The 12,793-nt window shown below is 62.4% G+C and carries 16 protein-coding genes and 1 pseudogene; 13 read left to right on the top strand and 4 right to left on the bottom strand.

Annotation, left to right across the window (positions count from 1 at the left end):
- A pseudogene (locus EN925_RS06235) lies at positions 1–462 on the top strand (class I SAM-dependent RNA methyltransferase); the annotation flags it as partial.
- Positions 463–478: 16 nt separating this feature from the next.
- On the opposite strand, the gene EN925_RS06230 reads toward EN925_RS06235, so the two are convergent.
- Positions 479–1,138, bottom strand: coding sequence for a transglutaminase-like cysteine peptidase (locus EN925_RS06230; RefSeq protein WP_164766139.1), 660 nt, complete (start codon positions 1,136–1,138; stop codon positions 479–481).
- A gap of 199 nt (positions 1,139–1,337) precedes the next feature.
- The gene (locus tag EN925_RS41455) at positions 1,338–1,460 is read right to left on the bottom strand and encodes a hypothetical protein (RefSeq protein ID WP_281039798.1); all 123 of its coding nucleotides are present in this window, start codon (positions 1,458–1,460) and stop codon (positions 1,338–1,340) included.
- Positions 1,461–1,533: 73 nt separating this feature from the next.
- Between EN925_RS41455 and EN925_RS06220 the strand changes: the two genes are divergently transcribed.
- A complete protein-coding gene (locus tag EN925_RS06220) occupies positions 1,534–1,827 on the top strand; it encodes a hypothetical protein (RefSeq protein ID WP_245460953.1) in 294 nt (97 codons plus the stop codon).
- Positions 1,828–1,852: 25 nt separating this feature from the next.
- Here the strand turns inward: EN925_RS06220 and tldD are convergent, their stop codons facing one another.
- Together tldD and EN925_RS06210 are read right to left on the bottom strand one after the other, a co-directional pair.
- Positions 1,853–3,265: a metalloprotease TldD gene (gene tldD / locus EN925_RS06215; RefSeq protein ID WP_024503610.1), complete on the bottom strand. Its 1,413-nt coding sequence runs from the start codon at positions 3,263–3,265 to the stop codon at positions 1,853–1,855.
- A gap of 157 nt (positions 3,266–3,422) precedes the next feature.
- Positions 3,423–3,977: an invasion associated locus B family protein gene (locus EN925_RS06210; protein WP_013532781.1), complete on the bottom strand. Its 555-nt coding sequence runs from the start codon at positions 3,975–3,977 to the stop codon at positions 3,423–3,425.
- 259 nt (positions 3,978–4,236) lie between these two features.
- Here EN925_RS06210 and coxB point away from each other — a divergent pair, with 259 nt between their 5' ends.
- The 11 genes from coxB to EN925_RS06155 form a co-directional block, all read left to right on the top strand.
- Entirely contained in the window at positions 4,237–5,253 is a 1,017-nt protein-coding gene (coxB, locus tag EN925_RS06205; RefSeq protein WP_032809847.1) for a cytochrome c oxidase subunit II, read from the top strand.
- A 38-nt stretch (positions 5,254–5,291) separates the two neighbouring features.
- On the top strand, positions 5,292–6,944 hold the full coding sequence (gene ctaD / locus EN925_RS06200) for a cytochrome c oxidase subunit I (RefSeq protein ID WP_013532779.1): 1,653 nt from the start codon (positions 5,292–5,294) through the stop codon (positions 6,942–6,944).
- A gap of 75 nt (positions 6,945–7,019) precedes the next feature.
- Complete coding sequence (locus EN925_RS06195) at positions 7,020–7,964, top strand: heme o synthase (RefSeq protein WP_128336412.1); 945 nt, start codon at positions 7,020–7,022, stop codon at positions 7,962–7,964.
- Positions 7,965–7,966: 2 nt separating this feature from the next.
- A complete protein-coding gene (locus EN925_RS06190; protein WP_013532777.1) occupies positions 7,967–8,125 on the top strand; it encodes a hypothetical protein in 159 nt (52 codons plus the stop codon).
- Positions 8,125–8,757: a cytochrome c oxidase assembly protein gene (locus EN925_RS06185; protein ID WP_127369542.1), complete on the top strand. Its 633-nt coding sequence runs from the start codon at positions 8,125–8,127 to the stop codon at positions 8,755–8,757. Before EN925_RS06190 ends, EN925_RS06185 begins: the two co-directional genes overlap by 1 nt.
- 1 nt (position 8,758) lies before the next feature.
- Entirely contained in the window at positions 8,759–9,640 is an 882-nt protein-coding gene (locus tag EN925_RS06180; protein ID WP_024503615.1) for a cytochrome c oxidase subunit 3, read from the top strand.
- Between the two features lie 127 nt (positions 9,641–9,767).
- Positions 9,768–10,223, top strand: coding sequence for a L,D-transpeptidase family protein (locus tag EN925_RS06175; RefSeq protein ID WP_245268567.1), 456 nt, complete (start codon positions 9,768–9,770; stop codon positions 10,221–10,223).
- A gap of 21 nt (positions 10,224–10,244) precedes the next feature.
- Positions 10,245–10,631, top strand: coding sequence for a DUF983 domain-containing protein (locus tag EN925_RS06170; RefSeq protein ID WP_024503617.1), 387 nt, complete (start codon positions 10,245–10,247; stop codon positions 10,629–10,631).
- On the top strand, positions 10,628–11,383 hold the full coding sequence (locus EN925_RS06165; RefSeq protein WP_164766140.1) for an SURF1 family protein: 756 nt from the start codon (positions 10,628–10,630) through the stop codon (positions 11,381–11,383). The genes EN925_RS06170 and EN925_RS06165 overlap by 4 nt, the downstream gene beginning before the upstream one ends.
- 88 nt (positions 11,384–11,471) lie before the next feature.
- Positions 11,472–12,482 carry a 4-hydroxy-3-methylbut-2-enyl diphosphate reductase gene (gene ispH / locus EN925_RS06160; RefSeq protein WP_013532771.1) on the top strand — a complete coding sequence of 337 codons (1,011 nt, stop codon included), beginning with the start codon at positions 11,472–11,474 and terminating at the stop codon, positions 12,480–12,482.
- A gap of 5 nt (positions 12,483–12,487) precedes the next feature.
- Positions 12,488–12,793: phosphotransferase (locus tag EN925_RS06155; protein WP_164894146.1), on the top strand; the 306-nt coding region annotated here is incomplete at its 3' end.

Genomic DNA, 12,793 nt, shown 5'->3' with positions numbered 1-12,793 from the left:
CATCTGAAGCGTGCCAAGAAGGTGGCGGATCTTTTCGCCGGTTGCGGTAGCTTTGCTCTGCGCCTGGCCGCGAAGTCGGAAGTCCATGCGGTGGAAGGCGATGCGGCAGCGCTTTCAGCGCTCGACCGTGGATCGCGCTTCGCCACCGGCTTGAAGCGGGTGACGGGCGAACGCCGCGACCTGTTCCGCCGGCCGCTGACGTTCAAGGAGTTGAATGCGTTCGACGGTGTGGTGTTCGACCCGCCGCGCGCCGGCGCCGAGGACCAGTCGAAGCAGATCGCCCGCTCGGATGTTCCCTACGTTGCTGCGGTGTCCTGCAATCCGGTGACGCTGGCTCGCGACCTGCGCATCCTCATCGACGGCGGCTACGCCTTGAAGAGCGTGACGCCGATCGACCAGTTCCTGTGGTCGCCGCATGTCGAAGCGGTGGCACTGCTGGAGAAGCCGAAGAAGCGGCGATAGCCTGGAGGCTTCGGCCCTACGAACTTGGCGACAGTCGTTTCGACGTGCCGCCGCGTTGGTTGATCGACACCCAGGTGTTTGGGTTCTGCTGCGACTGGCGTTTCACGAAGTAATAGCCCGTCGCGTTCCAGGGCCTGATCTCATTGACCAGATTGTCCAGGACAAGATCGCCCTTGTCGGTTTTCACCGTCAGAATGGTGTGGCCTTCATTGTCCAGGTCGCGCACCACGGTCATCAGCAACGCTTGCCGGGGGAATCCCGCTGCCAGAAGAAGCTTGCGCTTGTAGAGCGCGTAGATCTTGCAGTCGCCCTTGCCGTCCACCGGATAGTCCCAGTGATCCGCCATCGTACCCCAGTGATCGAAATTGCTGACGGGTTTGATGGCGCTGTTCGCCTTGTGATTTATCCGCTTGAGGATGCGTAGGTTCTGCGCGGTCAGCTTGACATTCGCCGCCGGCAGAGCGGGCACCTTGCACTCCTTTGGCCGGCGATGGCAGAAATCGACCCAACCGTAGGGGACGCTGGTGCTTCCACCAACTGCGGCAGATTGCGTCGATCGCGACTTGAACAATGTCGACTGTGCCGCCGCCGGACTGGCTTGCAACCATGTCGCGCCAATCAACGAAACGAAGCCAAGCAGGAAAGAGGAGGTCAGGACGCCGGGGGAACGCCGCATTGCCAACACCACCGCAACCAGAAGGCCGGCACTGCGTTCGTGCGGAAACGGCAGCCCAGGCAGTTAAACACCTAACAATTTCCTAATGCCGATTGTGTTTACTTCAAGGTGCAGCCGGGGAATTCAAACTGGAAAACGCAAGCATCAGCGGGCGCATTCGGTCTGACTCGACCATCAGGGCGCCAGCGACGGACCTTTGTCATGCTTCCTGCAAGCTGTCATATCCCGCCGTCTTTGCAGCCTTGAGGAAATTACGATCAAAGGTTGCAAAGCCAGCGCCATGAGCTGATTTCCCCAGATGCAGAGCATCTGCGAAATCCATTCCCTTCTTCGCGAGGTCGAGTGCGGACGACACCACCGCGCTGTCGCGACCTCTACTGTTGGGAGCCCGCCAAATGTCCGCAGCGCGATGTCAGGCGCCGCATAACCGTAAGCGCCGGCGCAGCTCTCATATGGCGCTCTCGGGTGCGCTCGTCGCCTGGATTTTGCGAAAGATCGCTCGAACCGGGCTATTGCCGTCCTACGCACTTGGCATCGCGGCCATGACGTTTGTCGCAGCTGCGCTGTATGTCTCCGGCCATGACGGGACCGTCGACTACCTGAGTGCTTGGTTCAAATATGCGATCGGTGGCGTCATCGCCTTCCTGATTCTCTACACGACTTCGCGCCGGTCTATCGGCAAGGCATAACGGCCCGGCCAGTTGGGCCGTTCGCTCAGACCCGCGTGCCGCCCACCGTCATCTGGTTCATGCGCAGATGCGGCTGGCCGACGCCGACCGGCACGCCCTGTCCGGCCTTGCCGCACATGCCGATGCCGGTGTCGAGCTTCATGTCGTTGCCGATCATCGAGACGCGATGCATGGCGTCCGGACCGTTGCCTATCAGCATCGCGCCCTTGATCGGCTGCGTCACCTTGCCGTTCTCGATCATGTAGGCCTCGGTGCAGCCGAACACGAATTTGCCCGAGGTGATGTCGACCTGGCCGCCACCGAAGGAGACGGCATAGATGCCGTTCTTGACCGAGGCGATGATTTCGTCCGGCTCCATGTCGCCCGCCGTCATATAGGTGTTGGTCATGCGCGGCATCGGCTGGTGTGCGTAGCCTTCGCGGCGGCCGTTGCCGGTTGCCTTCATGCCCATCAGCCGGGCGTTCTGGCGATCCTGCATGTAGCCGACCAGCTTGCCGTCCTCGATCAGCACATTGCGGGCTGAAGGCGTGCCTTCGTCGTCGACTGTCAGCGAGCCGCGCCGCTCGGGCATCGTGCCGTCGTCGACGACGGTCACCCCCTTGGCGGCGACCTGCTGGCCGAGCAGTCCGGCGAAGGCCGAGGTCTTCTTGCGGTTGAAATCGCCTTCCAGCCCATGGCCGACGGCCTCGTGCAGCATGACGCCCGGCCAGCCGCTGGACAAGACGATGTCGAAAGTGCCGGCCGGCGCCGGTATCGCCTCGAGATTGACCAGGGCTTGCCTGAGCGCCTCCTTGGCGGCGTGCTTCCAACTGTCCTCGACCAGGAATTCGCCAAACGCCTTGCGGCCGCCCATGCCGTAGGAGCCGCTCTCCTGGCGGTCGCCATTGCCGACAACGACGGAGACGTTGACGCGGACCAGCGGGCGGATGTCGCGCACCATTTGGCCGTCGGCGCGCACGATCTCGACATGCTGCCAGGATGCGGCGAGCGATGCCGAAACCTGCCGCACGCGTGGGTCCTCGGCGCGCAGCCAGGCGTCGATTTCCTGCAGGAGCTTTGCCTTGGCCTCGAAGGAGGGCGAGGGGATCGGGTTCTCTTCGCCATAGAGATGGCGGTTGGTGCGGGCGGGTGCGGCGGCAAGCGTGCCGGAATAGCCGCCCTTGACGGTCGAAACGGCATCGGCCGCGCGCAGCAGCGAAGCTTCGGAGAGATCGCTGGAATGGGCATAGCCGCTGGCTTCGCCGGCAACCGCGCGCAGGCCAAACCCTTGGTCGGTGTTGAAGTTGGCGGTCTTCAGCCGGCCATTGTCGAACATCAGCGCTTCGCTCTCGCTGTATTCGAGGAACAGCTCGCCGTCATCGGCGCCGTTGATGGTTTCGGCGACGATCTGCTTGATGCGATCGTCTGAAATGTCGAATTGGCCGATCAGGCTGTTCATGGCGCGTCCGTTCACAGGAGGAATGGGTCTTTGCCACGATGTAGGCGCGAAGGTGCGCCGAGACAATCGCTCAGCCGCATTGTGAAGACAAAAGCGGTTTGCCAGCAGACCGTCGACGTCACTTCTGGTTGATGAAGCCGGTGATGTCGCCGGGCTTTCAGGGGAGGGCGGCGAAGCCGTCGGCAAAACCCTTGAGGTCGACCGGGATGCCGATGCCTTCTTCCGGGGTCTGGAAGACAATGAAGGTGGCCGACGTGCCGGTCTTCAGCGTGTCGAGAAGCGGCTTTTCGAGGATAACCTCGGCATAGCAGCCGTCCTGGAAACAGCGCACGAAATAGGCGCGACCGATGTCCTTGCCGTCGACATTGAGGCCAAGCCCGTTGGGCAAAAGCACGCCGAGCGGCGCCAGAACGCGCAGGATCTCCGCCTTGTTGTCGGCGGTGCGCAGCACGACGACCGACAGTCCCATCTCCGGACGGTCCTCGGCGACGACGTTCTGCATCATCACGCATTGTTCCGAGGTGGCACCGGCCGGCGTGTCGCAGATGATCGACCATGCGCCATGCGTCGAGCGAACGGTACCGCTCGGTTGCGCGGCGTTCGCCGTGCCGGACACGATCGCGGACAAGCCGATGCCAGACAGGGCGGCGAAAAAGATGACCTTCGCCCAGTTTCTCGAAAACCGAGAGTTTCTCGAAAGCCAGTAATTCATGACGGCTCCATTGCGAATCACGGCACTTTAAGCCGCGCCAAAGCCAAGTAAAGGACGAGACCGCACCAGGTCTGCCCCGAAAAAGCCAATACGGCGCTTTTCCCTGCCAATTTCGCCCGAATTGCGACGTTCGGCACGTGCGGCCCGCGGGAATGCCGCTGTGGGTTCAATGTAGGCGATTCGGGGCTGCCGCGGCTGCCTCCAAAGGCACATCCGGGCTTGCGCGCAAAAATGCCGCACGGTTTCGTCCGCTCCTTTCTTGCGGAGGGAAAAAGAGTATGGTTTGAACCAGCTTGAAACTGTCGGGATTCCCGTCCCGGCATTGTTCGTTATTCTCGTGGGTACCACAGCGAGGAACTGGGAGACGATGAGGGCGATGAGAAATTTCCTGGCAAACGCCAAGGTTCCAGCAAGTGCCAAGTTTCTAAGTGCTTGTGCCGCTATCACGTTTTTCGCCGGCGCATCCGCCCATGCCGACCAGCCCAAGAACTGGGAGACAACCTTCCAGGCGCCGGCGACCGACATGATGCGGCAGATCGAGTGGTTCGGGAACTACACGATGTGGTTCATCGTCCCGATCACCATCCTGGTGCTGATTCTTCTCGCCTATTGCATCATCAGATTCCGCGCGAGCGCCAACCCGGTTCCGTCCAAGACCAGCCACAACACGTGGATCGAGTTGATCTGGACGATCGGACCTGTCGTCATCCTGCTCCTCATCGCTATCCCCTCGTTCCAGTTGCTGACCGCGCAATACACGCCGCCGGAAGAAGCAAAGCTGACCGTCAAGGCGACCGGCAACCAGTGGAACTGGGACTACGAGTACCAGACCGACAACACGCTCTCTTTCAACTCCGCGATCCTCCAGGACGCCGAACGCGCCGCTGCCGGCAAGGAGGACCGCAAGGTCTACCCGCGCCTGCTGGCCGTCGACAACGAGCTGGTCGTGCCGGTCAACACCATGACCCGCGTGCTCGTCACCGCGACCGACGTGATCCACTCCTTCGCCATGCCGTCGTTCGGCATCAAGATCGACGCCGTTCCGGGTCGCACCAACGAGACCTGGTTCAAGGCGGAGAAGGAAGGTATTTTTTACGGCCAGTGCTCGCAGCTCTGCGGCAAGGACCATGCCTTCATGCCGATCGCCATCCGCGTCGTCTCCGATGCGCAGTTCAAGACCTGGCTGGCGGCAGCCAAGACCGATCTGCCCGGCGCCAACAAGACGCTGATGGCCGAGGTCGACGGCCAGAACAAGGTAGCGGCCGCCGGCAACTGATGCCGCGGGTTAGCAAGATTTAGGGAACGGAGCGGAACATGGCAGACGCTGCAGCTCACGACGGGCACGACCACAAGCCTTATCACGGCTGGGTGCGCTGGGTTTATTCGACCAACCACAAGGACATCGGCACGCTCTACCTGATCTTCGCGATCATGGCCGGCATCATCGGCGGCGCCTTGTCGGTCGCCATCCGCATGGAGCTGCAGGAGCCTGGCATCCAGATCTTCAGCGGTCTGGCGCAGATGGTCTACGGCATGAACGGTGACGCCGCGATCGACGGCGGCAAGAGCATGTACAATGCCTTCGCCACCGCGCACGCCCTGATCATGATCTTCTTCATGGTCATGCCGGCGCTGATCGGCGGTTTCGCCAACTGGATGGTCCCGATCATGATCGGCGCGCCCGACATGGCGTTCCCGCGCATGAACAACATCTCCTTCTGGCTGCTGCCGCCGGCCTTCATCCTGCTGCTCACCTCGATGTTCATGCCGAGCGCACCGGGTGCCTATGGCGTCGGTGGCGGCTGGACGCTTTATCCGCCATTGTCGACTTCGGGCCAGCCCGGGCCGGCCATGGATCTGGCGATCCTGTCGATCCACATTGCCGGTGCCTCGTCGATCCTCGGCGCCATCAACTTCATCACCACCATCTTCAACATGCGCGCGCCTGGCATGACGCTGCACAAGATGCCGCTGTTTGCCTGGTCGGTGCTGATCACCGCCTTCCTGCTCCTGCTGTCATTGCCGGTTCTGGCCGGCGGCATCACCATGCTGCTCACCGACCGCAATTTCGGCACCACCTTCTTTGCGCCCGATGGCGGCGGCGACCCGATCCTGTTCCAGCACCTGTTCTGGTTCTTCGGTCACCCTGAAGTGTACATCCTGATCCTGCCGGGCTTCGGCATCATCAGCCACGTCATCTCGACCTTCTCGAGGAAGCCGGTGTTCGGTTACCTCGGCATGGCCTACGCCATGGTGGCGATCGGCGCCGTCGGCTTCATCGTCTGGGCGCACCACATGTACACGACCGGCCTGTCGCTCGACACGCAGCGCTACTTCGTCTTCGCCACCATGGTCATCGCGGTGCCGACAGGCGTGAAGATCTTCTCCTGGATCGCGACGATGTGGGGCGGGTCGATCTCGTTCAAGACGCCGATGCTGTGGGCGCTGGGCTTCATCTTCCTGTTCACCATCGGCGGCGTCACCGGCGTCCAGCTGGCCAATGCCGGCCTCGACCGCTCGCTGCATGACACCTATTTCGTCATCGCCCACTTCCACTACGTGCTGTCGCTGGGCGCGGTGTTCGCCATCTTCGCCGGCTGGTACTACTGGTTCCCGAAGATGACCGGCTACATGTATTCGCCCGTCATCGCCAACACCCACTTCTGGGTCACCTTCGTCGGCGTGAACCTGATCTTCTTCCCGCAGCACTTCCTCGGTCTCGCCGGCATGCCGCGCCGCACCATCGACTACCCCGATGCGTTTGCCGGCTGGAACTATGTGTCGTCCATCGGCTCCTACATCTCGGCCGTCGGCGTCCTGATCTTCCTCTATGGCGTGTTCGAGGCCTTCCAGAAGAAGCGGATCGCCGGCGCCAACCCATGGGGCGAGGGCGCAACGACGCTCGAATGGCAGCTGCCTTCGCCGCCGCCCTTCCACCAGTGGGAACAGCTGCCGAAGATCAAGTAAGGCGGCTGCCCGCTCGAATACGAAACCGCCGGTCCGCCGGCGGTTTTGGCCAACGGATGATGGACTTAAGTACGCATGGCCCTTGTCGACGACCCATTGATTGACGAAGCGGGCTTTCGCATGTCGGAAGCGACGGCGGGCGATTTCTTCGCGCTGCTGAAGCCGCGCGTCATGTCGCTGGTGGTGTTCACCGCCTTTGTCGGCCTGGTCGCCGCCCCCGTGACCATCAACCCTCTGCTGGCGGTGATCGCCATCCTGGCTATTGCGATAGGTGCTGGCGCCTCCGGCGCGCTCAACATGTGGTACGATGCCGACATCGATGCCGTGATGACCAGGACCGCCAGCCGCCCGGTCCCGGCCGGTCGCATCCAGCCGCACGAAGCGCTGACCTTCGGGCTGGTGCTGTCGGTGCTGTCGGTGATGACGCTCGGCGTGCTGGTCAACTGGCTGGCGGCGACGCTGCTGGCCTTCACCATCTTCTTCTACGCCGTCGTCTACACGATGTGGCTGAAGCGCTGGACGCCGCAGAACATCGTCATCGGCGGGGCCGCCGGTGCCATTCCGCCCGTGATCGGCTGGGCCGCGGTGACCGGGACGGTCAGCCTCGAAAGCGTTGTCTTGTTCCTGATCATCTTCCTGTGGACGCCGCCGCATTTCTGGGCGCTGGCGCTGTTCAAGTCCGAGGACTATGCCAAGGCCGGCATTCCGATGATGCCCAACGTCGCCGGCCACGCTTCGACCCGCCGCCAGATCTTCGCCTATGCCCTGGTGCTGGCCCCGGTAGGCGTGCTGCCGTGGCTGCTCGGCTACACCACGCCCTTCTATGGCGTGGCCGCCCTGCTGCTCGGGATCGGTTTTGCCTGGTACGCGTGGAAAGTGCTTGGCATGGCCGACGATGACCGCGTCATGCAACCGGCCAAGGCCCTGTTCGCCTATTCGCTGCTTTATCTCTTCGCCATCTTCTCTGCCTATCTGGCCGACAGCGTTGTCGAACGCGCGCTTGCCATGGGTGGAGCATGACCATGATCGAGGAAAAGCTCGAGACCGTCACGTTGACCGAGCGTCAGAAGAAGGCGCAGCGCAGCCGTTCCATCGCCATCGGCGTGGCGCTGGCGCTGCTGGTGGTCATTTTCTACATCGCGACGATCGTGAAGTTCGGCCACAATCTGGGCACGATGTGATGAGCGTCGAGAAGTCCAGGAAAGCGGCGGGCAAGAACAGCAACGTCATCGTCGCGGCTGTCTGCCTCGCCTTCTTCACCGGCATGATCGGCATGGCCTATGCCGCGGTGCCGCTCTACAAGATGTTTTGCCAGGCGACCGGCTATGGCGGCACGACGCAACGTGCCGAGAAGCAGTATGCCGGCCGCGTGCTCGACCGCGAGATCACCGTCCGCTTCGATGCCAACGTCGCCGGCGTGCCATGGGAGTTCCAGCCGGTCCAGCGCTCGATGACGATGAAGATCGGCGAGACCGTGCAGGCGCACTACCAGGCTACCAACAAGTTCGATCGTCCCGTGACCGGCCGCGCCACCTTCAACGTGCAGCCTGAGCTGGCGGGACCTTATTTCAACAAGGTCGAGTGCTTCTGCTTCACCGACACGACGCTGAAGCCCGGCGAGACGCTGGACATGCCGGTCCTGTTCTACGTGGACCCCGACATCGTCAATGTGCCGGAGCTCAAGGACGTGAAGACGATCACGCTGTCCTACACGATGTTCCCGGTCGAGAAGACCAAGCCGGTCGCCTCCTCGGCGCCGACCGATGGCAACAGCAAGACAATTTCGAATACCGAAGCAAATCTCGGGGGTTGATATGGCAGACGCGCACGCAAAACCACAGCATGACTATCATCTCGTCGACCCGAGCCCATGGCCTTTCCTAGGCTCGGTAGGGGCGCTCGTCATGGCCTTTGGCGGTGTCGCCCTGATGGAATATCTGAAGGGCGGGTCGTTCCCGATCTTCGGCTTCAACATCGCCAATCCGTGGCTGTTCTTCATCGGCCTCGTGATCGTCCTCTACACCATGTTCGCCTGGTGGTCGGACACGATCAAGGAAGCGCATGAGGGTCATCATACGCGGGTCGTGTCGCTGCACCTGCGCTATGGCATGATCATGTTCATCGCCTCGGAGGTGATGTTCTTCGTTGCCTGGTTCTGGGCCTATTTCGATGCCAGCCTTTTTGCCGGTGAGGCACAGAACTACGCGCGCGCCACATTTACTGGTGGCGTCTGGCCGCCGAAGGGCATGGAGGTTCTCGATCCCTTCCATTTGCCGCTCTACAACACCGTCATCCTGCTGCTGTCGGGCACCACGGTGACCTGGGCGCACCATTCGCTTCTTCACGGCGACCGCAAGGGGCTGATCAACGGCCTGGTGCTGACCGTCGGCCTCGGCATGCTGTTCACCATGGTGCAGGCCTACGAATACATGCACGCTCCGTTCGCTTTCAAGGATTCCATCTATGGCGCCACCTTCTTCATGGCGACCGGCTTCCACGGTTTCCACGTCATCATCGGCACCATCTTCCTGTTGGTCTGCCTGATCCGGGCGATGAAGGGTGATTTCACCCCCAAGCAGCATTTCGGCTTCGAGGCGGCCGCCTGGTACTGGCACTTCGTCGACGTGGTCTGGCTGTTCCTGTTCGCCTCGATCTACGTCTGGGGATCGGTCGGCGCGGTGATCGAGGGCCACTGATCCAGGCCTGAGGGATTTTCATTTCTGGAGGCGGCCGCGGCAACGTGGCCGCCTTCTTCTTTTTGGCGCAATGATCGCTGATCGATAGCCAATGCGACTGACAATCTTCCGGGCTATTTGCGCATTGATGATCGGGGCACTCCCGGCCTTTGCCGGCGAGAAGGTGGGCCTGGTGCGTGTTCACAAGGCCGAACGCCGGCTGGAACTGATCGGCGACGGCAAGGTCCTGCGAAACTACGGCATCGCGCTCGGCGGCGATCCCGTCGGGCACAAGCACCAGGAGGGCGATCAACGCACGCCCGAGGGGAACTATGTCCTCGACTGGCGCAACCCGAACAGCATCGCGCATAAATCGATCCATATTTCGTACCCCAATGCCGACGATGAGGCCGCCGCCAAGGCGCGCAATGTCGGCGCGGGCGGCATGATCATGATCCACGGCCAGCCGAATGGTTATGGCTGGTGGGGCTGGCTGCTTCAATTGGTCGACTGGACCGACGGCTGCATTGCGGTTACGGACTCCGACATGGACGAAATCTGGGCGCTGGTGGCCGATGGCACACCGATCGAAATCGAGCGGTAAGCAATGAGCGACGACGCTCCTATGAGTGAAGACAGAGCGATCTGGCCGCCGATCGATCCGATCTCGGCCGGCCTGCATGGCCGCTGCCCGCGCTGCGGCGAGGGGCGGTTGTTCTCCGGCTTCCTCACTGTCGGCAAGCGCTGCGTCAATTGCGGCCTCGATTATTCCTACGCCGATGCCGGCGACGGGCCGGCGGTGTTCGTCATCCTGATCATAGGCTTCCTTATCGTCGGCCTGGCGCTCTGGGTTGAAGTCACGCTTAGCCCGCCGCTCTGGTTGCATCTGCTGGTCTGGATTCCGCTGGCTGTCGTGCTGTGCCTGGCGGCGCTGCGGCTGATCAAAGGCGTGCTGCTGACGCTGCAATACCGCAACAAGGCGGCCGAAGGCCGGTTGGATCGCGGCGAATGAGCGAGGCAACCGTTAAAGCCGATGGCCGATCGCGGCCTAGGACGGCATTGCTGCTCGCCCTAGGCCTTGTGCTGTTCCTGATCCTGCTGGCGCTCGGCACCTGGCAGGTGCAGCGCCTTTATTGGAAGGAAGGCCTTCTGCAGACCATCGACCAGCGCACTCATTCAGCGCCGCGGCCGCTGGCCGAGGTCGAGAAAGAATTCGCAGCCACCGGGGACGTCGATTATACGCCCGTCGCCGTCACCGGGACGTTCCTGCATCAAGGCGAACGGCATTTTTACGCGACCTGGGAGGGTGATGCCGGCTTCAATGTCTACACGCCGCTGGCGCTCGACGACGGCCGCTTCGTCCTGATCAATCGCGGCTTCGTGCCTTACGATCTGAAGGACGCCGCCAAGCGCGCCAAGGGACAGGTGACCGGCAGAGTGACGGTCACGGGGCTCGCTCGCAACCCCCTGCCAGCAAAGCCGTCGATGATGCTGCCCGACAACGATGTGGCGAAGAACATCTTCTACTGGAAGGACCGCGACGTCATGGCGGCGAGCGCGGGCCTGCCGGCTGGGTTCACGCTGGTGCCGATCTTCATCGACGCAGACAAGACGCCAAATCCAGGCGGATTGCCGGTTGGCGGCGTCACCATCATCGATCTGCCGAACAGCCATCTGCAATATGCCGTCACCTGGTACGGGCTTGCCGCCGCGCTCGCCGCCGTGCTCATCCTGCGGCTTCGCCGCCCCGCGAAAGAGGAATGAATGCGAGCGACGCCCCCTTTCTACCGATGCCCTTGACAGGGCAGGGGTGCGCACCTCATTTCGGCTTTGATCAACCGGCCCGGATTTAATGCTTCAGACAACCACCAAACCACCTCTGACGATCCGGCTCTGCCAGCCGCGCGGTTTTTGCGCCGGTGTCGACCGTGCCATCCAGATCGTCGTGCTGGCGCTGAAGAAATATGGCGCGCCGGTCTACGTCCGCCATGAAATCGTGCACAACCGCTACGTCGTCGAGGGGCTGCAAAGCCTTGGCGCCGTCTTCATCGAGGAACTCTCCGAGATCCCGGCCGAACATCGGCAGTCGCCCGTCGTGTTCTCGGCGCATGGCGTGCCGAAATCGGTGCCGGCGGATGCGAAGGCGCGCAATCTTTTCTATCTCGATGCCACTTGCCCGCTGGTGTCGAAGGTCCACAAGCAGGCGATGCGCCATCAGCGGCTCGGCCGTCATGTGCTGTTGATTGGTCACGCCGGACATCCCGAGGTGATCGGCACCATGGGCCAGCTCCCGGACGGAGCGGTGACCCTGATCGAAACCGAAGCCGATGCCGCAAAGCTCTCGCCCGTCGATCCGCAGGCGCTAGGCTTCGTCACCCAGACCACATTGTCGGTCGAGGACACCGCCGGCATCATCCGCGCCTTGCAGGATCGCTTTCCGGCGCTGCAGGCGCCAGCGGCGGAATCGATCTGCTATGCCACCACCAACCGCCAGGAAGCCGTCAAGGACACCGCGCCGGGCGCCGATCTCTACCTGATCGTCGGCGCGCCGAATTCATCCAATTCGCGACGACTTGTCGAAGTGGCGGAGCGTGCAGGCGCCACCATGTCGCTTCTCGTGCAGCGCGCCGCCGAGATTCCGTGGAATGACATCGGCAACATTTCGACGCTCGGCCTGTCGGCCGGCGCGTCGGCGCCCGAAATCATCGTCGACGAGATCATCGACGCGTTCCGGCAGCGCTTCGATGTCACGATCGATCTGGCCATCACGGCCACGGAAACGGAGGATTTTCCGGTCATGCGGGTACTGCGCGATGTCGAACTGACGCGGGCCGACATGGCCTTCGTCAATGGAGCCGCGTAAGGCACATGGCGGTCTACACTGACGTCGCGGAAGGCGAACTCGGCGCATTCCTGAAGCACTATCCGGTCGGCGATCTCCTGTCCTACAAGGGCATCGCCGAAGGCACCGAGAACTCGAACTTCCTGCTGCACACCTCGAGCGGCTCCTACATCCTGACGCTCTATGAGAAACGCGTCGAGAAGGCGGATCTGCCGTTTTTCCTCGGGCTGATGGGCCATCTCGCCTACAAGGGCGTGTCCTGCCCGCTGCCGGTGACCGCCCATGACGGCAGCGTCATCGGCACGCTCGCCGGCCGGCCGGCGGTCATCATC

The sequence above is a fragment of the Mesorhizobium sp. M7A.F.Ca.US.006.04.2.1 genome (assembly GCF_004022915.1).
Lineage (GTDB): Bacteria > Pseudomonadota > Alphaproteobacteria > Rhizobiales > Rhizobiaceae > Mesorhizobium > Mesorhizobium ciceri.
Note: the sequence above shows the minus strand (reverse complement) of the source record. Positions and strands in the feature narration are given on the sequence as shown.

Bases quoted from the DNA above. Each gene is read 5' to 3' on its own strand.
- ispH (WP_013532771.1), top strand. From the start codon at position 11,472: ATGCTTCAGACAACCACCAAACCACCTCTGACGATCCGGCTCTGCCAG.
- ctaD (WP_013532779.1), top strand. From the start codon at position 5,292: ATGGCAGACGCTGCAGCTCACGACGGGCACGACCACAAGCCTTATCAC.
- EN925_RS06185 (WP_127369542.1), top strand. From the start codon at position 8,125: ATGAGCGTCGAGAAGTCCAGGAAAGCGGCGGGCAAGAACAGCAACGTC.
- EN925_RS06180 (WP_024503615.1), top strand. From the start codon at position 8,759: ATGGCAGACGCGCACGCAAAACCACAGCATGACTATCATCTCGTCGAC.
- EN925_RS06175 (WP_245268567.1), top strand. From the start codon at position 9,768: ATGATCGGGGCACTCCCGGCCTTTGCCGGCGAGAAGGTGGGCCTGGTG.
- EN925_RS06220 (WP_245460953.1), top strand. From the start codon at position 1,534: ATGTCCGCAGCGCGATGTCAGGCGCCGCATAACCGTAAGCGCCGGCGC.
- EN925_RS06170 (WP_024503617.1), top strand. From the start codon at position 10,245: ATGAGTGAAGACAGAGCGATCTGGCCGCCGATCGATCCGATCTCGGCC.
- EN925_RS06210 (WP_013532781.1), bottom strand. From the start codon at position 3,977: ATGAATTACTGGCTTTCGAGAAACTCTCGGTTTTCGAGAAACTGGGCG.
- EN925_RS06195 (WP_128336412.1), top strand. From the start codon at position 7,020: ATGGCCCTTGTCGACGACCCATTGATTGACGAAGCGGGCTTTCGCATG.
- EN925_RS06190 (WP_013532777.1), top strand. From the start codon at position 7,967: ATGATCGAGGAAAAGCTCGAGACCGTCACGTTGACCGAGCGTCAGAAG.
- tldD (WP_024503610.1), bottom strand. From the start codon at position 3,265: ATGAACAGCCTGATCGGCCAATTCGACATTTCAGACGATCGCATCAAG.
- EN925_RS06165 (WP_164766140.1), top strand. From the start codon at position 10,628: ATGAGCGAGGCAACCGTTAAAGCCGATGGCCGATCGCGGCCTAGGACG.
- EN925_RS06230 (WP_164766139.1), bottom strand. From the start codon at position 1,138: ATGCGGCGTTCCCCCGGCGTCCTGACCTCCTCTTTCCTGCTTGGCTTC.
- EN925_RS41455 (WP_281039798.1), bottom strand. From the start codon at position 1,460: ATGGATTTCGCAGATGCTCTGCATCTGGGGAAATCAGCTCATGGCGCT.